Source organism: Mangrovibacterium lignilyticum (assembly GCF_010882175.1).
Taxonomy (GTDB): domain Bacteria; phylum Bacteroidota; class Bacteroidia; order Bacteroidales; family Prolixibacteraceae; genus Mangrovibacterium; species Mangrovibacterium lignilyticum.
Window position 1 is genome coordinate 128,025 of record NZ_WKLH01000002.1, and the last position, 24,539, is coordinate 152,563.

The following is a 24,539-nucleotide window of genomic DNA, read 5'->3' on the forward strand; positions in this document are numbered from 1 at the left end:
ACCATGGCTAACAGATTTTCTTTACGGCTAATATTTGCCTCGGTATTTGTTTTCTTGTTGATTTCTACAGGAAAACTGATGGCCGAAGGGGGAGATAAGCTGGTTTTGTTTGAAAAAAATGAAACTGGATTTGTCTTGTCTGACGAAGGTCGGACAGCGACCATCATTTTGGGAAGTGACGAATATAAAGGTGTCAAGTATGTAACCAATCTTTTTGTCGAGGATTTGAAGCGAATTGGCCTGGCTGAACCCAAGCTGGTTATTGGCGATGTTCCCGCCGAAACGAATATTGTGTTGATAGGAACAGTTGGGCAAAATCCCGTGCTCGATGAATTGGAGAAATCCGGGAAACTGGATTTATCAGAACTTCGCGGGCAGTGGGAGAAAAGCCTGGTTCAGGTTGTTGAAAATCCGTTTCCGGGAGTTGACAAAGCGCTGGTTTTGGCCGGTAGCGACAAGCGCGGAACTATTTATGCTATGCTGAATTTATCGCGTGCCATGGGTGTTTCACCTTGGTACTGGTGGGCCGATGTACCGGTTAATCAGCATTCGGTAGTTTCCATCAACCCTGGTCGTTTCGTGACCGACAGCCCGAAAGTGAACTATCGTGGGATTTTTCTGAATGATGAAGAACCGGCTTTGGGAGGCTGGGTACGAGATAATTTTGGCGACTTTAATGGGAAATTTTACAGTCATGTGTTTGAGCTGATTCTTCGACTGCGGGGGAATTACCTTTGGCCGGCCATGTGGGGGAAAGCCTTTTTTGATGACGATCCGGAAAATGGTCGTTTGGCTGACGAGCTGGGTGTTGTGATCGGAACGTCGCACCACGAGCCGCTGGGCCGCGCACACGATGAATGGCGTCGCTACGGTTCAGGCCCCTGGGATTTTAGTAAAAATGCCAAAGTGCTCACCGACTTTTGGGCCAAAGGCATGGAGCGCATGAAAGACTACGAGACCATTGTGACGGTTGGTATGCGTGGTGATGGCGACGAAGCGATGAGCGAAGGAACGAACATTGCTTTGCTGGAAAAAATCGTTCGCGACCAGCGGAAGATCATCAGCAAAGTAACCGGCAAGAAGGCCGAAGAAACACCGCAAATGTGGGCCTTGTACAAAGAAGTGCAGGACTATTACGATAGAGGCATGCGTGTGCCTGACGATGTGACCTTGTTGCTGTGCGACGACAACTGGGGCGATGTACGTAAACTGCCGAACATCAATCCTCCGGCTCATCCCGGAGGATATGGCATGTATTATCATTTCGATTATGTTGGCGGGCCACGAAACTATAAATGGACTAATGTGAGCCAAATTCAACGGGTTTGGGAGCAAATGAATTTGACATACAGTCATGGCGTCGATAAGGTTTGGATTGTCAATGTTGGTGATTTGAAGCCGATGGAATACCCGATCAGTTTCTTTTTGGACATGGCCTGGAATCCCGATCAGTTCAATGCACAAAACTTGTTTCAGCATACAGTTAACTGGTGTGCTGAGCAGTTTGGCGAGAACTATGCCGAGGACGCTGCACGGGTCATCGACCTGTACACAAAATACAATCACCGGGTGACGCCTGAGCTGTTGGATGAAAACACTTTCAGTCTGGAAAATTACAACGAGTTCGAGCGCGTGCGTAACGATTATCGAGGTTTGGCGCTGGAGGCGCTGCGTTTGTATAACCTGATTCCGAATGCATCCAAGGACGCGTTTGACCAGCTCGTGCTGTTCCCGACAAATGCCTGTTCGAACCTTTACGAAATGTACTATGCCGTGGCAAGAAACCACCAGTTGGCGGCGGCGAATAATCCGGAAGCGAATGATTGGGCTGCTGAAGTGCAGCAGTGCTTTGATCGCGATTCCCTGTTGACGGTTCATTACAACCAGCAAATCGCGGGCGGTAAATGGAATCATCAAATGGATCAGATCAGGATTGGCTACATCGATTGGCAACAGCCCGATGTGCGAAAGATGCCGGAGGTTTTCCGGGTTGAAGTGCCGGAAATTCCAAATTCGGAGAAAGTTTTCGTGGAGGAAGATGGCTATATCTCTATCCCGGCAGAGAACTTTCAGGAGGCAAAAGGAACCCGTAAAATTCACTGGGAAGTGATTCCAGAACTGGGAAAAACAGGCTCGGCCATAACTACTTTCCCGCAAAACGAATACCCGGCAGAGACGGATTCTGTCTATCTGCAGTATGCCGTTCAGTTTAAGACAACCGGAAAATTCGATGTGCATGTGTTGGTTTCTCCCAGCTTGAATTTCAATGCTAACAAGGGATTGCGTTATGCGATTTCTGTTGATAATGGAGAAGAACAAATTGTCAACATGAATGGTGAGTATCGCGGAGAGCTGGGGCAATGGCAGGCCGACCGGATTATTGAAAAGACGACGCAACACGAGATAAGTGCCCCCGGAGTACATCAGTTGCGGATTCGGGTGCTGGAGCCGGGAATCGTGCTTCAAAAAATACTAATCGACTGCGGCGGGCTGAAACCGAGTTTCCTGGGAGCGCCGCAAAGTGAACTAATAAAGCCGGACTAAATGAAATATAAAGGAAGTGAAATCTGGATTCTGCTGATTGTATTGCTTGGCCTGGGGGTGTCGACTCAGGCAGCTGTGAAACTGCCCCGTTTGGTGAGCAATGGCATGGTGTTACAGCGCGATGTGCCGATCAAAATCTGGGGGTGGGCAGATTCGGGCGAAAAAGTGAACGTTGAATTCAAGGGAGAAAACTATAACACGAAAGCGGACAAGAATGGAAACTGGGCGATAGACCTGCCTGCAACAGCAGCCGGTGGACCTTACGCATTGAAAGTAAATGAAATTGAACTGACGGATATTTTGATTGGAGATGTGTGGTTGTGTTCGGGGCAGTCGAATATGGAATTGCCAATTCGCCGGGTGATGGATTTGTACAAAGATGAAATCAGGCAGGTGAATAACCCGCAAATTCGATTGTTTAAAGTGCCGATGCGCTATGTCTTTACCGATGCGAAAGCGGATTACGAAGGGGGCGATTGGAAGACAGCGACCGCCGAAAACAGACTGGATTTCTCTGCGGTTGCTTATTTCGTCGCTGCCGATTTGTATCAAAAATACCAGGTTCCGATTGGGCTGATTAGCTCCGCCGTTGGCGGCTCACCGGCTGAAGCCTGGCTGAGCGAGACGAGCTTGAAGAAATACCCGCACTATTGGGAGACTGCTCAACAATGCCGTTCTGCAGCTTTTGTTGACAGCGTAAAATCGGCCGATCAAAATCGAATCCGGGATTGGCATAATGAACTGAATCAAAAAGATTCCGGTGTGAATCGTTGGTCGACAGGTGATGCTGAAGTGTCTGACTGGCCCGGGATTTCCTTGCCCGGATACTGGAGCGAGCAAAATATCGCGTTCAAAAACGGTTCGGTTTGGTTTTGCAAAGAATTTGAGCTGACAGATGAATTGGCGGGAGAGGATGCCATTCTCCGCCTGGGGCGTATCATTGATGCGGATTCAGCCTTTGTGAACGGCACGTTCGTTGGCACCATTTCCTACCAATATCCACCGCGAATTTACAAGGTGCCCGCTTCTGTGTTGAAGACCGGTAAAAACCAGCTGATGGTTCGGGTGATTAGCCAAAGCGGCAGGGGAGGCTTTATGCCGGATAAACCTTATGCGCTGCGTTTTCCGTCGGACACGATCGACTTGACCGGGCAATGGCATTACCGGATGGGTACTGAGATGCCCTCGTTGGATTCGCAGACCTTCTTTCAATATAAACCCGGCGGACTTTACAGCGGGATGATTCATCCGGCGCTGAATTACACGCTGAAGGGAGTGATTTGGTACCAGGGCGAATCGAACACGGACCGGCCGGGAGAGTACCGACAGTTATTCGGCGATCTGATTTTGGATTGGCGGACTCAGTTCCAACGTCTTGAGTTGCCCTTCCTGTTTGTGCAGTTAGCCAACCTGGGTGAGCCTCAGAAATTGCCGGCCGAAAGTAATTGGGCCGAATTGCGCGATGCGCAGCGCCGCACACTCGAACTTCCCAAAACCGGAATGGCCGTGATCTGCGACATCGGTGAATGGAATGACATTCATCCTTTAAATAAAAAAGAAGTTGCCCGTCGCTTGTCATTGCAGGCACAGCATGTTGCCTATGACGATAGCACTGTCGTTTACAGTGGCCCACTTTACAAAGCAATGGAAGTTAAAGCTGGCAGTATCATCGTGACTTTCGGCTCGGTGGGATCAGGGCTATTCACCAATAGCCTGCTTCAAGGTTTTCAGGTTGCCGGAGAGGATGGCCGGTTCGAATGGGCTCATGCAGTGGTCCTCCATAAAAATACAGTGAGAGTGTGGAGTGAGAATGTAGCAATCCCAACAACGGTTCGATATGGCTGGGCCGATAACCCGGCCGATGCGAACCTGAAAAATAAGGAAGGACTTCCGGCTTCTCCGTTTTCAACAAACAACTAAAACACGAACCCAATAACACAGACCTAATGACTACAAATTCTCAAAAAATCTCCATCGTGGAGAAGATCGGGTATAGCCTTGGAGACTTGGCTGCGAACCTGGTATTTCAAACCTTAATTACCTATCTGGCCTTTTTCTATACCGATATTTACGGGTTGAAGAACAACGATGCTTCAATCATTATGTTGTCGGTCGGATTGGTAGCGGCTTTTCTTTTCAACCCGATTATTGGCGCTGTTGCCGACCGCACAAAATCGCGCTGGGGTAAATTCCGTCCCTGGATTTTATTTACGGCTGTTCCGCTTGGGGTGATGGCCTTGCTGGCCTTTTCAACGCCTCATTTTGCCTACAAAGGAAAGCTGATTTATGCGGCGGCAACCTACAGCTTATTGTTGTTGCTTTACGCATCCAGCAACCTGCCTTATTCAGCTTTAAGCGGCGTGATAACCGGCGATATGAGCGATCGTAACAGTATCTCGTCCTATCGTTTTGCGGCAGTGATGTTTGCGCAGTTTTTTGTGCAGGTCTTTATGTTACCGATTATCGAATTTGCAGGTAAAGGTGACAAAGCAGCAGGCATGGAAACGGTGATGACCTGGCTGGCCATCGTTGGAACAGTGATGTTGCTGATTACCTTTTTCACGACCAGGGAGCGGATTGTGCCTACGGCGGAACAAGCGTCCAGTCTAAAAGAAGATCTTTCGGATTTAGTTAAAAACCGGCCCTGGCTGATCATGCTGACCGTTACAATTTTGATTTTTGTGACGCTGGCGATAAAAGGCGGGGCGCATGTGTTTTACTTCAACAATTATGTCGATGCTGTTGCCCTCGAGAATTTTATCAGCCCCATATTGGCTGTCTTATCGGGCATTGGTTTAAACTTCTTTGGTAACGATCCTGTTTCTGCCGGCTTTGGTTTGTTTAATGCGGGAGGGATCATTTTCATGATGGTTGGCATTGCGTTGTCGAAGAGGCTGGCCGATAAATACGGAAAGCGCGACGTGTACATGTCGGGGCTTTTTATATCCACCTTATTCATTCTGATTTTTTATGTCTTCCCGCCCAAAAGTGTTCTGTTAATGTTCACTTCCCAGATGTTGTACGGGCTTTTTTATGGTGTTACCATACCGGTGCTGTGGGCGATGATTGCCGATGTTGCTGACTATTCGGAATGGAAGAACAACCGCCGCGCAACAGCGATCATTTTTTCGGCAATGATGGTTGGACTGAAAGCAGGTCTTTCAATAGGAGGGGCATTGGTTGCCTGGATCTTGGGCTTGTACGGTTACCTGCATCAGGATGCGGTAGCTGCCGGGCAGGAGCTCATTCAGCCTGAATCGGTTTCAGCCGGTGTTAAAATGCTGATGAGTGTGTACCCGGCGATTCCGTTTCTATTGGCTTTTGTGTTGCTTTTCTTCTATCTTATTAATAAAAAGATGGAAGTGCAGATTGAACAGGATTTGATTGACAGACGAAAATAAAAACAGAAAGATGAGAGCATACATTCGAAATATATGCGTACTGGCTTGTGCATTTTATGCTGTAGCCTGTACTCCGGCAGAAAAGGTAGAAAAACCTTCGACCCTGAAAGATGCATTTGCCGGCAGGTTTTATATCGGCGCGGCCTTAGACTCTGTTCAGATTAACGGGAAAGACACCGCAGCAATTCGCGTTGTGCAAGAGCAGTTCAATGCGATTGTGCCTGAGAACTGCATGAAAAGTGAGAACATTCAGCCTCAGGAAGGCATGTTCGACTTTGCACTTCCCGACAAATTTGTGGCGTTTGGTGAGCAGAACGATATGTTTGTTACCGGGCATACGTTGATCTGGCATTCGCAAACACCGCCTTGGTTTTTCGTTGACAGTCTGGGAAATGATGTGTCGCGCGAGGTGATGATCGAGCGGATGAAAACGCATATTGAAACGGTTGTTGGCCGCTACAAAGGGCGCATAAAAGGTTGGGATGTGGTGAATGAGGCTGTGTTGGACGACGGCTCATTCCGTCAGAGTAAGTTCTTCCAACTTGTTGGCGACGATTTTATCCGCCTGGCTTTTGAGTTTGCGCATGAAGCCGATCCCGATGCTGAGCTGTATTACAACGATTACTCGATGGCTAATCCGGGTAAACGGGAAGGGGTGGTTGCCATGGTGAAGAAGTTGCAACAGGAAGGTGTTCGCATCGACGGAATTGGCATGCAGGCCCACATTGGACTTGAACATCCGGATATTAATGAATTCGAAAAGAGCATTGAAGCATTCAGCGCGCTTGGTGTGAAGGTGATGATAACCGAGTTGGATTTAACGCTCTTGCCATTCCCCGATATGAATGTTGGGGCAGAGGTTTCGGCCAGTTTCGAATACCAACAGCAAATGGATCCTTACAAAGAAGGTCTGCCTGATTCGGTCAATGTGCAATTTGAAAAGCGTTACCTCGACTTTTTCAACCTGTTTCTGAAGCATCAGGATGTGATTTCGCGGGTGACCCAGTGGGGGGTGAATGATGCCCAGAGCTGGCGGAACTACTGGCCAATCGATGGTCGTACCGATTATCCGCTGTTGTTTGATCGCGATAACAATCCCAAACCGGTGGTGGCGAAGATTATTGAGTTGGCAAACGACTAATGAGGCTGCCTAAAAAGGCGGATTGAATAGATTTCAACTTATAAATTGAAGAGCGACCTTGAGATTTACCCTACCAACCACCCTTGAAGGGTAGGCTAAAAGTCCCCTTCAAGGGATTTAGGGGTGACGAAATCTTGGGCATCTAGATAGAGAAAAGAATAAATCAAAACATACAATACAATGAAAAAAGCAAGATACCTCGTTCCGCATTTATACACGGCCGACCCGGCAGCCCACGTGTTTAACGGAAAATTGTACATTTACCCTTCGCACGATGTGGAGTCGGGCATTCCCGAAAACGATAATGGCGATCACTTCGACATGCGCGATTACCACATTTTCTCGCTGGAGGACATTGAAGGAGAAGTGACGGATCACGGTGTGGGTTTGGCCGTGAAAGATATTCCCTGGGCAGGTCGTCAGTTGTGGGATTGCGATGCGGCTTACAAGGATGGCAAGTATTACCTCTATTTCCCGCTGAAGGATCAAACCGATATTTTCCGCATTGGTGTGGCTACGAGCGACAAGCCGGAGGGACCTTTCGTGCCGGAAGAGGCGCCGATGAAGGGCAGTTACTCCATCGACCCCTGCGTGTTTTGCGACGACGATGGTTCGCACTACATGTATTTTGGAGGTTTGTGGGGAGGGCAGCTGCAACGATACCGCAACAATAAAGCGCTCGAATGTGCAGCCTTTCCTGCCGATGATGAGCCGGCTTTGCCTTCGCGCGCTGTCAGGTTGAGCGACGATATGATGGAATTCGGTGAAGAACCACGCGAACTGATTATTTTAGATGAAAACGGTGAAGCGATAAAAGCAGGAGATGCCGATCGCCGTTTCTTCGAAGCTTCGTGGATGCACAAATACCAGGGCAACTATTACTTCTCGTACTCAACCGGCGATACGCACAAGTTGTGCTATGCTGTGGGCGATAATCCTTACGGCCCGTTCACCTACCAGGGAGTGATTCTGACTCCTGTTGTGGGTTGGACCACGCATCACTGTATAGTTGAATTCAAAGGGAAATGGTATTTGTTCCATCACGACTGCGTGCCGTCGGGCGGAAAAACCTGGTTGCGTAGTTTGAAAGTTGTTGAGTTGGAATATGATGAAGACGGCACGATCAAAACCATTGAAGGTTTGGATGATGAAAGACCTTAAGATGGGGATGGAAATAGCCCATGGTATGTGATGGAACCTGTTAAAAATGTTTTAGAATAGTTAAGGCTGTAGAATAGCTGTTCCAAATTTTGGAATCATGGGCAAAATTCTATCTTTGGTTGTGTAATACCAAACGAATGGCTAAACAGAGCGAGGATTTGCAACTGTGGAATGATTTCAGAAAGGGAGAGGAATATGCTCTTTCTGAAATCTATCGTCGCCATGCAGATTCGCTTTACAGTTATGGTAAGAAATTTACGAGCAACAGCGAATTGGTCAAGGATACCATTCAAGACCTGTTTTTCAACCTCATTCGCACCCGGTCAAAGCTCGGAGTTACCGATAACATCTATTTTTATTTGTTGCGCTCGTATCGGCGGGCATTAACCCGAAATCTGAAGAAGACCGAGAATGCCAACGTATTTCAACTAAATCCGGAGTTGCCGGTCATGGAGTTGAAGTATAGTTTGGAAGAAGAGTTGCTGCGAAAGGAAAAATTGGATAATCGGGAACGTATTATTCTGAATAGCCTGCAAATGCTTAGTCCCAAGCAAAGGGAGATCATCTATTACCGGTATACCTGCGATTTTGATTACGATCAGATTTGCGAGCTGATGACGCTGAAATATGATTCGGCCCGCAAGTTGGTCTTTCGTGCGATTAAAGTTTTACGGGAGCAATTAGAGAATGACAAAAAGTTGATCTTGCTGTGCGTTAGTTTTCAGTGAATTATATGTGTCGTTAAAAAAAATCTCAAATCCTGTCCACAAAATTTGCGGTTGAGTCTTTATCTTATTAAAAGCATAGAGGATACCGTGAAAAAAGAATATCTACATTATAAAATTGAAGAATTAGTTGATAACAGCGATTTCATTGCCTGGGTTGTCAACGGAACGAATCAAGAGCTTTGGGAGCAGTTTATCAGCAACCACCCGGATTTTGAGCCTTCGGTTAAAGAAGCTCGTCGCTTGATCGAATCATTACGTGATGAATCTGAACATTTAACATCCGAAGACTTTCATACGATCTGGCAAAACATAGAATCGTTTGATCGTTTGTACAAATCGGAACGAAGATTAAATCCAGCGAAGAAATTAATGCGTTACGCCGCGATTTTCATTGGCCTTGTCGCTGTTGGAACAGCCGTTTTTCATTATTCTCAGCAAAGCCAGCTGTCAAGCTATGTTTTCAATACCAGCCCTGAGGACGCCGATCAGCAGCAGTCGCAAATTGTTTTGGCCGACGGAACCAAAGTACCTTTGGAAAATGAATCATCGAATATTACGATGACTGGCAATGAACAACTCATTATTGACAGCACCAGGGTCATTGATATGACGCAGCTGGAAACGGCTGATCCGGCAAAGATGAACGAGGTGGTTATCCCTTATGGCAAACGGTCGCAGATTGTTTTAGCCGATGGAACACATGTTTGGCTTAACGCCGGAAGTCGGTTGGCCTTTCCGAGTCAGTTTAATGGAAAACAACGGGAGATTTACCTGGAAGGGGAAGCCTATTTCGAGGTCGCTCATAACACGCAGCAACCGTTTATTGTGAATACGGATGTTATTGCTGTAAAAGTGCTGGGGACGAAGTTTAATTTATCGGCTTATGCCTCGGAGCCGGTTGCCGAGACTACGCTTTTGGAAGGAAAGGTTGCTATGGCGGATTTAACCAGGAAGCAACTTTTTAATCGGGAGACCATTCTGGCACCTAACCAAAAGGGAACTTTTAATAAGGAACAGCGAGAGATTTCGGTGAAGGATGAACCGGATGCAGACTTGGCCATTGCGTGGATCGAAGGATGGCTGGAATTTCATCAGCAACCGCTGAGCAGTGTCATTGCGAAATTGGAACGTTACTACAATGTTCAATTTAAGGGTGTAGAAGGAAAAAATATCCTAGTAAACAGAGTCGAAGGAAAAGCAGGAAATGTGTTGATCTCCGGTAAACTTGATTTAAAAGACTCCCTGGAGCGGGTGCTCATGGTTTTGTCTGATGTGAGCGGGCTGCAGTACGAAATTCAGGGAAATCAAATTAACGTAAGCATGAAACCAAATTAATAAAATGAAATAAAAAGCCGGTAAGTCTGCCAACTTACCGACTGACGTAGTTGAAAAACTACGGGTGTTTAATCTAAACAATTCAAAATTATGAAAAAAAATCGAACAGGGAAGTACTTCTCCGCAAGAGGTATGTCCGAAATTTTGCTGAAAATGAAACTGCTAACTCTATTCGTGTTAATATCGTTGGTCTCCTCGGCGGCCAGCAGCTATTCGCAACAAACGAAATTTAGTTTCAAACTAAAAAACGTTACGATCAGCGAGGTTTTTCAGGAAATTGAACAAAACAGCGAATTCATATTACTTTATAACGAAAGCCAACTCAACGTTAATCGGCAAGTTAGTGTAAATGTAGAAAACGGAAATGTTGAAACCGTTTTGGAACAAGCGCTTCAGGGTAGTGGTACCACCTACAAGATTTACGATCGCCAGATCGTTATTACGCCCAAAGAAAACCCGGACCCATCTGTTCTACCTGTCGAACAGAAAGAAGAGAAAGAAATTAAGGGAACTGTTAAAGACCAAAAAGGAAATGCAGTGCCCGGTGCCACGGTGATTGTTAAAGGCACAACCATTGGTACAATTACCGACCCGGATGGAAATTTTATACTGGATGTTCCGGTTGATGCGCAAACCCTATCGGTTTCCTTTGTTGGAATGGAAACACTGGACATTCCTATCGGTGTGCAGACATCTTTTCAGGTGGTGATGCAAGAATCTACTCAAGGTGTTGATGAGGTGATCGTAACCGGTGTTTTTGACCCACGCAGCCGCATGGAAGCTTCGGTGGCTATTACTGCTATAAAATCGCAACAGATCGAACAGCTTGCAGTAACCAGTGCCGGTGATCTGTTGAAAAATGTTCCGGGTGTTTTTGTGAATACATCGATGGGCGAAATTCGGAATACCGTTTATTCGCGTGGCGTTTCAGTAGGCTCTAATGATGGTGAATCTGGCTACTACTATGTGTCGATGCAGGAAGATGGACTGCCTGTAACCAATGCGACCTTTGGAAATTATGGGCCTGACTACTATTTGCGTCCTGATGCTACATTGGGGCGTCTGGAAGCAGTTCGAGGAGGTACCGCTTCAATCTTAGGTAATAATGCTCCGGGTGGAATTTTCAATTACGTATCGAAAACCGGGGGTGAAAAACTTGAAGGCGAAGTGCGGGCCAAGTACGGGTTGGAAGGAAATGGAAGAAATCCGTATTACCGTGCCGATTTTGATTTAGGAGGATCGCTTGACCCCGAAAGGACTTTGCGCTATAATGTTGGCGGCTTTTACCGTCGTGCCGATGGAGCTCGTTATCCTGGTTATCCGATGAACGAAGGAGGCCAACTAAAAGCTAATCTTTTAAAAATTTATGGTACAGGAAACATTAAGTTTTACGTGAAATATTTAAACGATAAGAATGCCTGGTTTGAATTTTTGCCTTCAGTTGATTTCGATAACCCACGGTTGGCCGATGGCGTTAAGCAACATTACTCGGTGTTGATTCCACCGGTTACAGCTGACTTCAGAGTCAATCAAACGGATAAGATCGTACATTTCGATTCTACAGATAAAATTCATTCTATCGACAAATCATTCGGTATGAATTGGGATCAAAACTTCGGAGAAGGATGGAAAATTGAGAATAAAATGCGCTATTCCATGAAAAGTTCGATCTGGAATACGACTGCTGTAGCCTATCCAATAGCGGTTGATAATCTGATCTTCCATGCTATTGCCGGAACATTGGGCCATTTTGGAACATATTCATTCAACGATTTGAAAACCGGTAATTTGTTAGGTAAAGTATTGCAATCACCAAACATCATTGACGGGAATTTTGCCGGATTCAATTTTACGATGCTGGATAGTAACTTCCCGGGAGAGTCTATTCAGGCCAATTCGCTACTCATGAACCCAGTCGTATATCTTGAAAATGAAATGGATGAATTCATCGATCAGCTGACCATCTCGAAAAAGCTGGACAACATGAGTTTCACAGGTGGATTGTATTATGCCCATTCCAAGTTGGATCAGCTATCCGGTTTTGGTGCTGCAGAATCATTCTCACAAATGACTTCCCCCCGTCCCAGCCAAACTGAAATTACACTGGAAGGATTTGATGGACAAACTTATTACGTGACTAATCCGGATGGGATTATTGGAGGTACTGCCGCAAGTGCTCCTTTCGATTATATTACAGCAACGCAAAGTCAAACAGCATTTTTCTTTGGTCACAATTGGGAAATTACCGATGACTTGAACCTGGATTGGGGAATTCGTTATGAGAGAATAGCTATAAATGGAGAAAATCAATGGGCTGCTGAAACAGCTGTCGATGATGGTGGTGCTGATGGTAATGTTTACACGCTTTACGATAATTACGAATCGGATATTGCGGAAGTGTATTCCTATGATGATCAGGTCATGAATACATTCTCGTTTTCTGCAGGGGTGAACTACAAGCTTTCTGATGTTTCTGCAGTCTATGGTCGTTATTCGCAAGGTGAGAAAGCTCCGGATTTAAGCATCTTCGTTGCCATCGATAATCAATTTGCATTAGACAACCTTGATCCGCAAAGTCAGAAAATTCAACAGTTGGAAGTAGGTTATAAAATGAATGGCCGTAAACACCATTTATTTGTGACACCATTTTTGAGTTTTTTGAGTAATGTGCCGCAGCAAACTACAGCTAGTGAAGACGGCAGTGTTGACGGCATGTACTCTTTGCCAACACTGTACAATGAATATCGCACTGTTGGTGTTGAAATTGAAAGTATTTATGATATTACAGATCGGTTTAGCGTACGTACTGTTGCGACGTTCCAGGATGCTGTTGCGACAAAATTCCAAACCTGGGATGTGGGAGATAATGGAAGCAGTGATGACGTGATTATAGATTTTTCAGGAAATAAAACAGACAATAGTGCTCATGCCATATTACGTATATCTCCGAGCTACAACACCGACAAGATGTTTGTTTCTGCCGACTTCTCATACATGGGAAAACGGTCAGCTAACGTGGCTAATGCTTTTGACTTGCCATCGTATAACCAGACAAATCTGAATTTTGGCTATAAACTGACCTCAAAATGGCAGCTTCAGCTAAACATCAACAATGTGTTTAATCAAAATGGTGTTATGGGCTGGTCCGCACCGGGCGGTTTCCCAAGTTCACTGGACCGGCAAGGATTTACGCAGGAAGATCTGGATGCCAATCCTGATGCCGTTTATTCGACTTTAAGCTTGCCCCCAAGAGCCTATTTCCTGACATTGAGTTATAAATTCTAACCACATTGCGGGACATTAATCGGAAGGGATTTTCCTTTCCGATTATTGCCCTACTTTAAAAGAAATCAGTAAGTGCTTTGACAGGCTATCTGTGATAACCCGAAAGTGTTATAACAGATGCACCCTTTTACAAAATATAGAAGATGAAACAAATTATAGTCATTCTGCTGGTAATTATTTGCTATCCAATAAAAGGACAAGATGTTCCAATAAGCTTTAGTGAGTTGTCTGCCAGAAATCCATTTACCCCCTTGGAAAACAATGATGGGGCGGTTAGCTACCAAAACCCGGTGATCCCGGGATTTTACTCCGACCCCAGCGTTTGCCGGGTGGGCGCCGACTATTATTTGATTACGAGTACTTTCGAGTACTTTCCTGCAGTTCCTGTCTTTCATAGCAAAGACCTAATTAATTGGGAGCAAATCGGACATTGTATCCACAGAAAAGATCAGTTGCCGGAAGGATTCAACTTGTTTGCAGCTACTTTACGCCATCATGATGGGGTTTTCTATATGATTACGACCAACCTTTTTGGTAAAGGAAATTTTTATGTGACTGCTACAAATCCGTCCGGACCATGGTCTGATCCAATTTGGGTGAACGCCAAAGGAATTGACCCGGATCTGTTTTTTGACGAAGATGGGAAAAGCTATATAATTACTTCAACCTTCGAACTATTTCAGATTGATTTGGATACAGGGAAACTATTAAGCGAAGGTCGAAAGGTTTGGCATGGCACCGGGGGTAGATATCCGGAAGGACCACATATCTACCTAAAAGATGGTTTTTATTATCTGATGGCTGCAGAGGGAGGGACAGAGGAAGCGCATTGCGAAACCATTGCCCGAAGCAATTCAATCTGGGGGCCATATGCTAATAATCCGGCTAATCCGATTTTGACCCATTGCAACGCAGCGGGTCAGGGAAAACCTATTCAAGGCGTGGGACATGCCGATATGGTAAAAGCTGAAGATGGATCTTGGTGGGTTGTGTTCCACGGTTACCGTTCTATTGCAAATAATCCGCAGCATACGCTTGGGCGCGAAACCTGCCTGGCACCAGTCAGCTGGCCTCAAAACGGATGGCCCGTTGTGAATGGCAATGGTACCGTGAATGAAGAAATGAATTGTCCGACACTACCGTTGGTTCCGGTAAACATTGAAAGCGGAAGGCTGAACTTTGGCGAAGAGCAATTGGGGCTGGAATGGAATTACATTGGTGTTCCTGATTCACATCAATATTCCTTGACTGAGCGGAAAGGCTATTTGCGGTTGAGAGGATCAGCCTCAAAAATTGCAGAACCCGACTCCCCAACTTTTGCAGGACGAAGATTACAGCATCTGTATTTCACAGCAACTACCAGTCTGGAGTTTGAACCTGATAAGGATGGAGAAGAAGCAGGAATGATTCTGCTCAATAATGGTTCTTATTTCGACATGATGATTGGACGAGAAGCTGGACAGAAGTACCTGTCGGTTAAACTGATGTTTGGCACTACTCTTTCTGAATCGGCGAGAATACCTTTGAGTTCAGGGCCAGTAACGTTAAGAATCACGGGCGAGAAATCAAGCTTTTCATTTTCATATGCACAAGATGAAGACAATTTCCAGGAAGTAGAGAAAGTAGATGCGAAGTTTTTAAGCTCTGAAACGGCTGGTGGTTTCACGGGGGTTTATGTTGGACTGTATGCGACGGGAAATGGTGAAGCCTGCTCTTCAGATGCTGATTTTGATTGGTTTGAATATCTCCCAAAAGATAACAAACATTGAATGCCAACAAATTAAACTAAGCTTAATTGAATGATTTATGAGCTTGACTAAAACTAATAAGTTGAAGACTATGAGAAAAAAACTCATCAAAACTGGACTATGGCTTTTCGCTTTGTCTGGAATGACGATCGGACTACTAAGTTGCGCGAATCAACAGAACGAATCGATAGACCAGTTATATGCGGAATTTCTAAACCCGCCTCAAAGTGCCAAGCCACGTGTTTGGTGGCACTGGATGAATGGCAATGTCACCCAGGACGGTATTCGAAAAGATCTGGCTTGGATGGATCGTGTTGGAATCGGTGGTTTCCAAAATTTCGATGCCGCGTTAATGACGCCGCAAATTGTGGAGAAACGGCTCACTTACATGACGCCCGAGTGGAAAGATGCTTTTCAGCTCACAGCTCATTTAGCTGACTCGTTGAAGCTGGAGATGGCGATTGCCGGATCTCCGGGATGGAGTGAATCGGGAGGTCCCTGGGTAGCACCCGAGGATGGAATGAAGAAACTGGTGTGGACGGAGACACGCGTAAAAGGCGGAACATCGGGCGTTCAGCTGCCGAAACCTTCCGACATAACCGGGCCGTTTCAAAATATCCAGAAACAGCCGGAATTTGGAGTCCCCGTAGATATGGAGCGTTTACCGTCTTACTATAAGGATGTGGCAGTCGTGGCTTTTAAAGTACCGGAAGCTGATCTGTCGCTGAAAGAGCTGGGGGCGAAGGTAACTTCCAGTGGTGGTCATTTTACCATCGATCAGCTAACCGATGGCGACCTGGCAACGGCTGCTTTATTGCCGAATCATTCATCGGGTAAAGGCTGGATTCAGTTTGCCTTTCCGCAAGCTCAAACGATTAAGGCGATAACCATGGTTGGTGGCGGAGAACCCGGCATGTTTGGCAATGGAGCTACGGCTCCCGATGCTCGTCAATTAGAAGCAAGTAACGACGGTGTCAACTTCGATTTCGTTTGCAATATTCCGGCAGGAGCAATTCTGCAACAAACCATTGCTATTCCCGAGACTACAGCCAACTATTTCCGGGTGACGGTGAATAATCCGCCTCCAAAATTTAACCCGCTTGCTGCTGCAATTGGAATGGACGTGAAGCCTGAAATTTTACCAGGAACCGAAATTGCCGAGATCGTTTTGCATCCGGCTGATGTCATCAATTGCTTTGAAGAAAAGGCGGCTTTTGCTCCCGTGGACGATTTATCAGAAAAATTAACGGCAAAGAGTGAGGATACCGTAGATGTGGCGAATGTTTTGGATTTAACAGCCCAAATGAATGCTGACGGAACATTGAATTGGGAAGCGCCGGAAGGCGAGTGGAAGATACTTCGTTTGGGATATTCGTTGATGGGAATAGAAAACCATCCGGCTTCTCCTGAAGCTACCGGACTGGAAGTTGACAAACTGGATCCCGATGCGATCAGACGATATTTCACCAACTACCTGGATCAGTATAAGGCGGCCACCGGTGGTTTGATGGGCGCTAACGGAGGCCTGCAATACCTGGTTACCGATAGTTGGGAAGCTGGTGCCCAAAACTGGACAGCCAATTTGCCTGCTGAGTTTCAACAACGAAGAGGTTACAGTCTGATTCCGTGGATGCCGGTTTTGACCGGCGCTATTGTGAAAAGTGCCGAAGCCAGCGAACAGTTTTTGTTTGACTTCCGGGAAACCCTGAGTGAAATGGTTTCGGACTACCACTACGATGGACTGACGGCAATTTTGAATGAATATGGCATGAAGCGTTATTCGGAATCGCACGAGAACGGTCGGGCGATGATTGCTGATGGGATGGAGGTGAAGCGTACCGCAGCGGTTCCAATGGCTGCCATGTGGACACCCGGCGGCATCAGCCCGGATCAGATCAGGCACGAAGCCGATATTCGCGAATCAGCATCGGTTGCGCACATTTACGGACAAAACCTGGTAGCAGCCGAGTCGCTCACCGCATTGGGAGTGCCCGAAGCTGCCTGGAAATATTGCCCGGAGAATTTGAAACCGACAGCCGACCTGGAACTGGCCAGCGGATTGAATCGCTTTGTGATTCACTGCTCGGTACATCAACCGGTTGACGATAAAATACCCGGTCTGGGCCTTGGCCCTTTCGGGCAATGGTTTAACCGCCACGAAACCTGGGCAGAGCAGGCCCATGCCTGGTGCGACTATCTTTCCCGAAGCTCTTATCTGTTGCAGCAAGGACACTTTGTTGCCGATGTGCTTTACCTGTATGGCGAAGATCGAAACATTACGGCGCTGTTTGCCAACAAACTGCCTGACATTCCGGAGGGATACAATTACGACTTCGTTAATGCGGATGCGTTAATCCATGTGATTGGTGTGGAAGATGGCAAACTGACCACTAAAACAGGGACCAAATACCGGTTGCTGGTGCTCGACGAAAGTTGTCAACAGATGACATTGCCGGTTTTGCAAAGGATCAACGAGCTGGTGCAGGCCGGCGCTACGGTAGTAGGTAACAGACCAAGCTCAGACTTGAGCTTATCGGATGATCAAGCTGAATTCGCCCGTTTGTGTGACGAATTATTTGGAGCTGAAGGCCAGGCCAAAACGATTGGTAGTGGTACCGTGTATGCCGGAATGACAGCCATTCAGGCATTAAATGCAATCGGTTTAACGCCCGACTTCGCTTACACGCAGCCGCAAGCCGATTCGGAATTGATGTTTGTCCACCGGGCGGTTGACGACACTCAAATTTATTGGGTGAACAACCGAAAGGCACGAACCGAAAAAGTTGAATTGACTTTCCGGGTTGACGGAAAAACACCGGAATTGTGGAATCCCGAAACAGGCGAACAGTCTGCAGTACCCTATACAATCGCTGACGGTCAGACAACCATTCCCTTGACTTTGACGCCTGACGATGCTGTCTTTATTGTCTTTGGCCAAAAGGCGAAACAAAAGTCGCTGACATTGCCGCTGACACTTGAGTCGGTTGTTCAGGAGATTGACGGACCATGGGAGGTGAGCTTCCAAGCTGGAAGAGGCGCACCGGCTGAGAGTACTTTTGATAGCCTGACCAGCTGGACCGAAAAAGCAGATGCCGGGATTAAATACTTTTCGGGAACTGCCGGTTATAAGAACAGTTTCAAACTCGAGGCTAAGCAGGAGGGGAGTCGGATTGTGCTGGATCTGGGAGATGTGAAGAACCTGGCCGAGGTATTTGTCAACGGTGTCAATTGTGGAATCGTTTGGAAAACACCATTCAAAGTTGATATTACCGATGCGGTGCAGACCGGCGAAAACCAATTGGAAGTACAGGTGACCAACCTTTGGGTGAACCGACTGATTGGCGATATGCAAGCCGGCGTTACCGAAAAAATTACCTATACAACGATGCCTTTTTACAAAGCCGATTCGTCCTTGTTGCCATCAGGCTTGCTGGGGCCGGTAAAACTGATTCAAATTAAAAAATAGGGGATGAATTGCTAGCCATTTCATCGTCCTGATCGCGAACAAACAAGAAAGAACTGAACTATGAAAAAGTATATTCTGATTGTCTTTTTGACGATCAGCCTGGGAGCTTTTGCTCAAACTGAAAGGCCTCCTTCGCCTATTCCTGTTGAAGTAATGGCCGGGAACCACTCCAATGTGTATCAACTGATCGTGAATAAACGCTTCGGCCCGGAAAGCCCGTTTAAGTTCTTCAACCTGATTAGTTATGAGATTGACGATAATGATTATACACCGGATGATTATATCATTCAAACCATCGGCTACTATGAGTTTTATAACGGATTTGATGCCGGGGTGGGAACCAACTTTAAGGCGTATGGCGGCTTTAAACCGGTGGTTTCAGTTGAATACACCAGGTTTTCACCAACCTGGGGAATCGTTGTTCAGCCGGTGTACGAAGTTGACAAAGACGGCGAGTTTAGCACCCTGGCTATTGTTGAATGGCACCCGATGAACGGGAAAAAGATTAAGCCGTATTTTAGGTTCCAGGGATTAACGGCCTGGGCCAGCGAACATGCCTTTAGCTATCACCGCTGGCGAGTGGGAGCACAATACCATCATTTTCGCTTTGGTCCCGCACTGAATGTTCAGTATGCAGGCCCCGATAAACTAACAAGTTGGAATTGGGGCGCTTTTCTGAATGTCGAGATCTTCTAAAAAGTTTTCCTTAACAGCCCCCAAACAGGGGGAATTTGAAAAATGATCAATCAAACAAAAACTGATACGAATGAAAAAAATAGCTGTAACAATCGTTTTACTGGGCCTGTTGATCGGCAGTTCCCGTGCTCAAGGTCCGCAACCGGATAAAGCTGATTTCCCCGATGATTTTTTGTGGGGAGTTGCCAGTGCGGCCTACCAGGTAGAGGGCGCTTATCAAGCTGACGGTAAGGGTGAAAGTAAATGGGATTTCTTTGCTAATACAATCGGAGTAACTCAATTTACGATCGGAGAGAAGCAAACTGCGAATGTGGCCATAAACCAATACGATCGCGAACAATACCTGAAAGATATTCAACTCATGAAGGAGTTGGGCGTGAATACCTACCGGTTCTCTATTCCATGGAGTCGGATTATTCCCCATGGAGTGGGCGAGGTGAATCCTAAAGCAATAGCCCATTACCATTTGTTGATTCAGGATTTGAAGGCAGCCGGTATCGAGCCGCTAGTTACACTTTATCATTTCGATTTGCCCTTGGCGCTCTTGCAACAGGGAGGATGGTTGAACCGTGAATCTGTTCAGTGGTACAAGAACTACGCAAAGGTAATTTTCGAGAATTTCGGGAATGAAGTGAGTCATTTTATCACCTTCAATGAGCCATATATTGAGTTCTTTGTGGCCAACTTCCTGATAAATCCTTCGCAAAGTAAAGAGTCGGCAAACGTGCGCTATGCAAGTGAGATGAATAATGTGCATCACCAATTGTTGGCCAGTGCCGAAGCGATCCGCTTATATCACGAGATGAATTTGAACGGTAAGATCGGGATCACCTTCAACCTGTCTCCATGTTTGCCTTTCGACCCGAACAATCCGGAAGACGTGGAGGCTGTTTCGTTGCAGGATGAATTGTTGAACCGCATTGTACTCGATCCGGTTTTTAAGGGGAAATATCCGGAAAAAGCGTTGGCTGCCATTCAGCAGTATAATCCCGGTTTTCAACCATCCAAACAGGATCTGCAGTTGATGTTGGATAATCAACCCGATATCCTGGGGATTAATTTTTATGCACCTGCCCAGGTTAAGAAAGACGATAATGCACCGCTTGGTGTTTCATGGATGGGCAATAATACCGATGCTGTTAAAATGGCTAACGGGCCTGTTCGGCCGGAAGAGCTATACAATTTGTTGATGCGGGTTAAAAACGAATACGGTGATCCGGAAATCATTATCACTGAGAATGGCGCCAGTTTCCACAACGATGAAGATACGCTGGTAGAGGAGAAGGTGGCTGATGCTTTACGCAAAGACTATATTCAGCGCCATATTGCAGCGGCTTTGCAGGCCAAAAAGGAAGGTGTGAAGCTCAAAGGCTATTTTGTTTGGAGTGGCTGGGACAACTTTGAATGGGTATTTGGCTACACGGAACGTTTCGGCCTCATCTATGTCGACTATGACACGCAGCAACGTTATCCCAAGAGCAGCTATTATTGGTATCAGCATTTTCTGAACAACCGTGCGATGAAGTAAACGCAACATAGATGTCACGGATGAATCCTGTTGCCCGGTCTGGGGTAGCAGGATTTTTTTTGCAACCTGCTTCCGATAAACTCCTTGTTTGTTGTAAGGCAAAAAATCACTGTTCGGTAAAATGTGCTGAAGCCTGGTTGAAACAACAGTCGGCTTTGCTTACAGCGCTTTTAAACACATCGCGCAATGTTCTAATTGGGACGTAAACGACTTATTCAGAGTATGACAGGGCTTAAACCCCCTGTTTTTGGCTGGTATATTTAGTATATTTTCGGCTTAGGATTGTATAGCCGCGTCCGGGTTTTGTACAAAACTGCCGGGGTTTTATACAAAACTCCCAGGGTTTTATGCAGCCGCGCCGGAGTTTTATGCTATTGTTCGGTCGTTTTTTAGGGATCAGAGGTTGGGGGAAAAGATACTTACCGGGTGACTCGAAAGTCACCCGGTAAGTTGCAGCCGGCTGTTTAGAACAAAGCTAAATTGCGGTTTCGGATATAAGTATTTTGTAAAGTTTTGTAAATTGAAGATTGAAACCAGTTAAGAGCCCGATGCCTGAACAGCGATCCATCAAACTAAGTTATGCTACACACCGGCAACAAGCTGTTGTGCGGATTGATTCGTTAGGGCATTCGTTTGCACCCCATTTATTAGAGCAGGGAGTTGATCTTCGGTATATCCAAGAGCTTTTAGGGCATTCATCCTCTAAAACCACGGAGATTTACACCCATGTGAGCACCAGGTCTCTTGCAAAAATCAAAAGCCCATTAGACTTGATTTTAAAAGATAAAACGCAAAATAACAACGACTTATAGCATGAGCCCTATAAGCGACATATAATACACCCGTCGAATACACAGATGTTGGTACCAATATAGGAGACAGACACAAACATGAAACATATGAGTACGATTTTATGGATTAGTTTAACAATTTTAGTTGTTTTCGGATTACTAAATAGAAATTCACTATTTAAAAAATCATCAAATAACCAGATAAATAATCAAGTTGCGATTGAGTCTGATACTAATGATATTTTGACTTCAGCTGAACTTAAAAATAGATTCGCAAAATTGGGATTAGGTGAGCATTGGGACAAATTTGAATCTTTGCTTAGAAATGAGATTAGGATAATAACATCTATATCAGATTCTGAAAACCTTGAACTTGGACAATCAAAAATTGGTGGGCAACCTGATTTGCCGCTAGAAGTTGATTGGTTTAAAGAGAATAACGATAAACCTCTTTCATTTATCGCACAGATTAATTTGAGTGAGATTCACCCTTTCGATAAAGATAACTTACTGCCCGATAGAGGGATAATTTATTTCTTTTATTCTGCGGAGCAAGAGGCATGGGGATTTGACCCAAAAGACAAAGATAAGTTTAAGGTGTATTGTAGCACTGAGACTGATAACTTGACTAGACGTGAGTTTCCAAGTGATTTGCCTGACTATTCGAGATTTAATGAATGTAAACTGGATATTAAAACAACTGTTGGATTACCAAGCTGGGAGAATGAATTTGTGCAAAAGAATCTATCAGAAAAAGAAATTGACCAATATCTTAATTTGCCTCAGGATTATGCAATAAATAAAATGCTTGGATACTCAAATAATATCCAAAGTGAAATGGAACTTGAGTGTCAATTGGTGACAAATGGGTTATATTGTGGAGACCCATCAGGATACAATGACCCAAAAGCAAAAGGACTGGAAAAGGGTACTAAAGACTGGATTTTATTATTACAAATAGATTCCGAAGATGAAAAAACAGGAATGATGTGGGGAGATGTTGGTCGTTTGTACTTTTGGATTAAAAAGGAGGATTTAAAGAATAAGGATTATAGTAAAACTTGGATGATTTTACAATGTTCATAAAAATACTGGCGCCAACACTAAACATAGGCAATAGCGGTTTCTGTGGGTATTCGGGCGGTAGTGGTTCTAATTAACTCCGCCAAATCTGCCGATTTGACTATTTAGCTAAGGTGCAGCTTTGGCTACTTGGTAACTTGATCCGAAACCGCTTTAAAGTCCGCTACATGCTCATATTATTAACGTTGTGTACCATATTGAAATCAGACAACCAAACAATCTTGATAAATGGAAAAAACCGAAATCAATATAAATCATTTACGACTCTTTTTTCAAATTGCAGTTATTATCAGTTTAACTTTTTTCTGCCATGTAAAATCAAAAGCTCAAATTGCATTTGTTGCCGGTGGAAACTATTCAAATATTCGAAGTAATGTATCCCTTGAAAATAAAAAACCAATACTTGGTTACAATTTTGGGGTGTCTGTTCAATACTACCCTTTCAAAAAATTTCAAAATATTTCCTTGCTCAACGAGCTGGAATTTGTTCAAAAAGGATATCAGCAAGATTTTACGGAGAATTATTCTTTCAGATTTAACTACTTGTCATTCCCCGTATTAATTAATTATTCACTTTCTACTCAAATTTCAATCCAAGCAGGTATCGAACTGAGTACTTTAATCTCAACTAATATTGAACAAGGCACAAAAACATACAATAATTTCGATACAGGATTGGCATTGGGAATAATTTGTTTTGGAGAAAAAAGAATTAGTTGTTATTCAAGATTTACCTATGGATTACTTCCGATGCTTAACTATTATCAAATTGATGAAATTGGAAATTTCAAAAACGAAATACACGATTTGAAAAACATCTGTTTATCTATTGGAATTAAAGTCAACCTATACAATGAAAAAATTCTACTTCATAAAAATTAGAACGGTATTGGTAATTTTATTCCTCATTCTTAATGGATGTGATGGCATATTTGTACCTGACCCAATTGACCCACGAATTCCCAAATATACAGAAGATGGAAATAACGTAGCGGGAGCATTTATAAATGATAATATTTGGAAATCAGTTGTTACGATAGGATTCCCTTATTCTTATAATCAACCATTTATTAACGTATGGCAGGAAAATGACAGCCTTGTGTTAAGATTAAACGGAAATACTGCAGGCGAAAGCTCGTCTATTGAATTCCATCTAACAGGTTTGAAGATTTCAAAAATTGAAGAGTTAGTAACTCTTGATGGTAATAAAATACAACTTGATGGAATTAAAAATATAGGTTTTTACATAGAGAACTACACTCCATCCAGTTATGACAACAAAGGAATTGGACAGATTTATTTTAAACATGTCGGTATTCAAGATTCAAATGTTAGTGTCGAAGGACAAACGTCTAAAATCGTAATAATCTCAGGAACATTTGGTTTCTCGATTAATGATTCGAATGGGGAAATTACAAAAGTTACTTCAGGACGATTTGATTATAGAATTACAGAAAGTACTAATTTCCAAACAGAATGAAAAACGGCACACAATAATTAAGCGTTCGAGCCGCGCGCAGCGCAGCGCTTGAACGCGGTGTTGACGTAACCCGGGATTGATAGCCGAAACAAGTATTATGGGTTTTCCGATGGAAAGTAAGATATGTAGCCTGACCACGATGGTCGGGCATT

The 24,539-nt window shown here is 44.9% G+C and carries 16 protein-coding genes; all 16 read left to right on the forward strand.

From position 1 onward, the window contains the following. Positions 1–3: 3 nt before the first annotated feature. A complete protein-coding gene (locus tag GJV22_RS07940) occupies positions 4–2,544 on the forward strand; it encodes a glycosyl hydrolase 115 family protein (protein WP_238480299.1) in 2,541 nt (846 codons plus the stop codon). Continuing rightward, entirely contained in the window at positions 2,545–4,464 is a 1,920-nt protein-coding gene (locus GJV22_RS07945; protein WP_163711352.1) for a sialate O-acetylesterase, read from the forward strand. It begins immediately after the preceding gene. 26 nt (positions 4,465–4,490) lie between these two features. Continuing rightward, on the forward strand, positions 4,491–5,945 hold the full coding sequence (locus GJV22_RS07950; protein ID WP_163711354.1) for an MFS transporter: 1,455 nt from the start codon (positions 4,491–4,493) through the stop codon (positions 5,943–5,945). Positions 5,946–5,955: 10 nt separating this feature from the next. Continuing rightward, positions 5,956–7,086 (forward strand): endo-1,4-beta-xylanase, encoded by a 1,131-nt coding sequence (locus GJV22_RS07955; RefSeq protein WP_163711356.1) that lies wholly within the window; start codon positions 5,956–5,958, stop codon positions 7,084–7,086. Positions 7,087–7,266: 180 nt separating this feature from the next. After that, positions 7,267–8,247, forward strand: coding sequence for a glycoside hydrolase family 43 protein (locus GJV22_RS07960; protein ID WP_163711358.1), 981 nt, complete (start codon positions 7,267–7,269; stop codon positions 8,245–8,247). 137 nt (positions 8,248–8,384) lie between these two features. Next, positions 8,385–8,975: an RNA polymerase sigma factor gene (locus GJV22_RS07965; RefSeq protein ID WP_163711360.1), complete on the forward strand. Its 591-nt coding sequence runs from the start codon at positions 8,385–8,387 to the stop codon at positions 8,973–8,975. Positions 8,976–9,062: 87 nt separating this feature from the next. After that, positions 9,063–10,310, forward strand: a complete 1,248-nt coding sequence (locus GJV22_RS07970) for a FecR family protein (protein ID WP_163711362.1) — start codon at positions 9,063–9,065, stop codon at positions 10,308–10,310. 90 nt (positions 10,311–10,400) lie between these two features. After that, positions 10,401–13,595 (forward strand): TonB-dependent receptor domain-containing protein, encoded by a 3,195-nt coding sequence (locus GJV22_RS07975; RefSeq protein ID WP_163711365.1) that lies wholly within the window; start codon positions 10,401–10,403, stop codon positions 13,593–13,595. Positions 13,596–13,738: 143 nt separating this feature from the next. Next, positions 13,739–15,364 carry a glycoside hydrolase family 43 protein gene (locus tag GJV22_RS07980; RefSeq protein WP_163711368.1) on the forward strand — a complete coding sequence of 542 codons (1,626 nt, stop codon included), beginning with the start codon at positions 13,739–13,741 and terminating at the stop codon, positions 15,362–15,364. A 70-nt stretch (positions 15,365–15,434) separates the two neighbouring features. After that, on the forward strand, positions 15,435–18,809 hold the full coding sequence (locus GJV22_RS07985; RefSeq protein ID WP_163711372.1) for a glycosyl hydrolase: 3,375 nt from the start codon (positions 15,435–15,437) through the stop codon (positions 18,807–18,809). A 60-nt stretch (positions 18,810–18,869) separates the two neighbouring features. Continuing rightward, complete coding sequence (locus GJV22_RS07990) at positions 18,870–19,505, forward strand: hypothetical protein (protein ID WP_163711375.1); 636 nt, start codon at positions 18,870–18,872, stop codon at positions 19,503–19,505. A 70-nt stretch (positions 19,506–19,575) separates the two neighbouring features. Continuing rightward, positions 19,576–21,033: a glycoside hydrolase family 1 protein gene (locus tag GJV22_RS07995; protein ID WP_163711378.1), complete on the forward strand. Its 1,458-nt coding sequence runs from the start codon at positions 19,576–19,578 to the stop codon at positions 21,031–21,033. 548 nt (positions 21,034–21,581) lie between these two features. After that, the gene (locus GJV22_RS08000; RefSeq protein ID WP_163711380.1) at positions 21,582–21,845 is read left to right on the forward strand and encodes a tyrosine-type recombinase/integrase; all 264 of its coding nucleotides are present in this window, start codon (positions 21,582–21,584) and stop codon (positions 21,843–21,845) included. A gap of 87 nt (positions 21,846–21,932) precedes the next feature. Then, positions 21,933–22,910 (forward strand): YwqG family protein, encoded by a 978-nt coding sequence (locus GJV22_RS08005; protein WP_163711383.1) that lies wholly within the window; start codon positions 21,933–21,935, stop codon positions 22,908–22,910. 225 nt (positions 22,911–23,135) lie between these two features. Beyond that, entirely contained in the window at positions 23,136–23,789 is a 654-nt protein-coding gene (locus GJV22_RS08010; RefSeq protein ID WP_163711386.1) for an outer membrane beta-barrel protein, read from the forward strand. Then, positions 23,761–24,387 carry a hypothetical protein gene (locus tag GJV22_RS08015; protein ID WP_163711389.1) on the forward strand — a complete coding sequence of 209 codons (627 nt, stop codon included), beginning with the start codon at positions 23,761–23,763 and terminating at the stop codon, positions 24,385–24,387. Before GJV22_RS08010 ends, GJV22_RS08015 begins: the two co-directional genes overlap by 29 nt. Positions 24,388–24,539: the final 152 nt, after the last annotated feature.

Coding starts and splice junctions, on each gene's coding strand:
- GJV22_RS07990 (WP_163711375.1), top strand. CDS start 18,870: ATGAAAAAGTATATTCTGATTGTCTTTTTGACGATCAGCCTGGGAGCT.
- GJV22_RS07955 (WP_163711356.1), top strand. CDS start 5,956: ATGAGAGCATACATTCGAAATATATGCGTACTGGCTTGTGCATTTTAT.
- GJV22_RS08000 (WP_163711380.1), top strand. CDS start 21,582: ATGCCTGAACAGCGATCCATCAAACTAAGTTATGCTACACACCGGCAA.
- GJV22_RS07965 (WP_163711360.1), top strand. CDS start 8,385: ATGGCTAAACAGAGCGAGGATTTGCAACTGTGGAATGATTTCAGAAAG.
- GJV22_RS07960 (WP_163711358.1), top strand. CDS start 7,267: ATGAAAAAAGCAAGATACCTCGTTCCGCATTTATACACGGCCGACCCG.
- GJV22_RS08010 (WP_163711386.1), top strand. CDS start 23,136: ATGGAAAAAACCGAAATCAATATAAATCATTTACGACTCTTTTTTCAA.
- GJV22_RS08005 (WP_163711383.1), top strand. CDS start 21,933: ATGAGTACGATTTTATGGATTAGTTTAACAATTTTAGTTGTTTTCGGA.
- GJV22_RS07985 (WP_163711372.1), top strand. CDS start 15,435: ATGAGAAAAAAACTCATCAAAACTGGACTATGGCTTTTCGCTTTGTCT.
- GJV22_RS08015 (WP_163711389.1), top strand. CDS start 23,761: ATGAAAAAATTCTACTTCATAAAAATTAGAACGGTATTGGTAATTTTA.
- GJV22_RS07980 (WP_163711368.1), top strand. CDS start 13,739: ATGAAACAAATTATAGTCATTCTGCTGGTAATTATTTGCTATCCAATA.
- GJV22_RS07995 (WP_163711378.1), top strand. CDS start 19,576: ATGAAAAAAATAGCTGTAACAATCGTTTTACTGGGCCTGTTGATCGGC.
- GJV22_RS07950 (WP_163711354.1), top strand. CDS start 4,491: ATGACTACAAATTCTCAAAAAATCTCCATCGTGGAGAAGATCGGGTAT.
- GJV22_RS07975 (WP_163711365.1), top strand. CDS start 10,401: ATGAAAAAAAATCGAACAGGGAAGTACTTCTCCGCAAGAGGTATGTCC.
- GJV22_RS07940 (WP_238480299.1), top strand. CDS start 4: ATGGCTAACAGATTTTCTTTACGGCTAATATTTGCCTCGGTATTTGTT.
- GJV22_RS07945 (WP_163711352.1), top strand. CDS start 2,545: ATGAAATATAAAGGAAGTGAAATCTGGATTCTGCTGATTGTATTGCTT.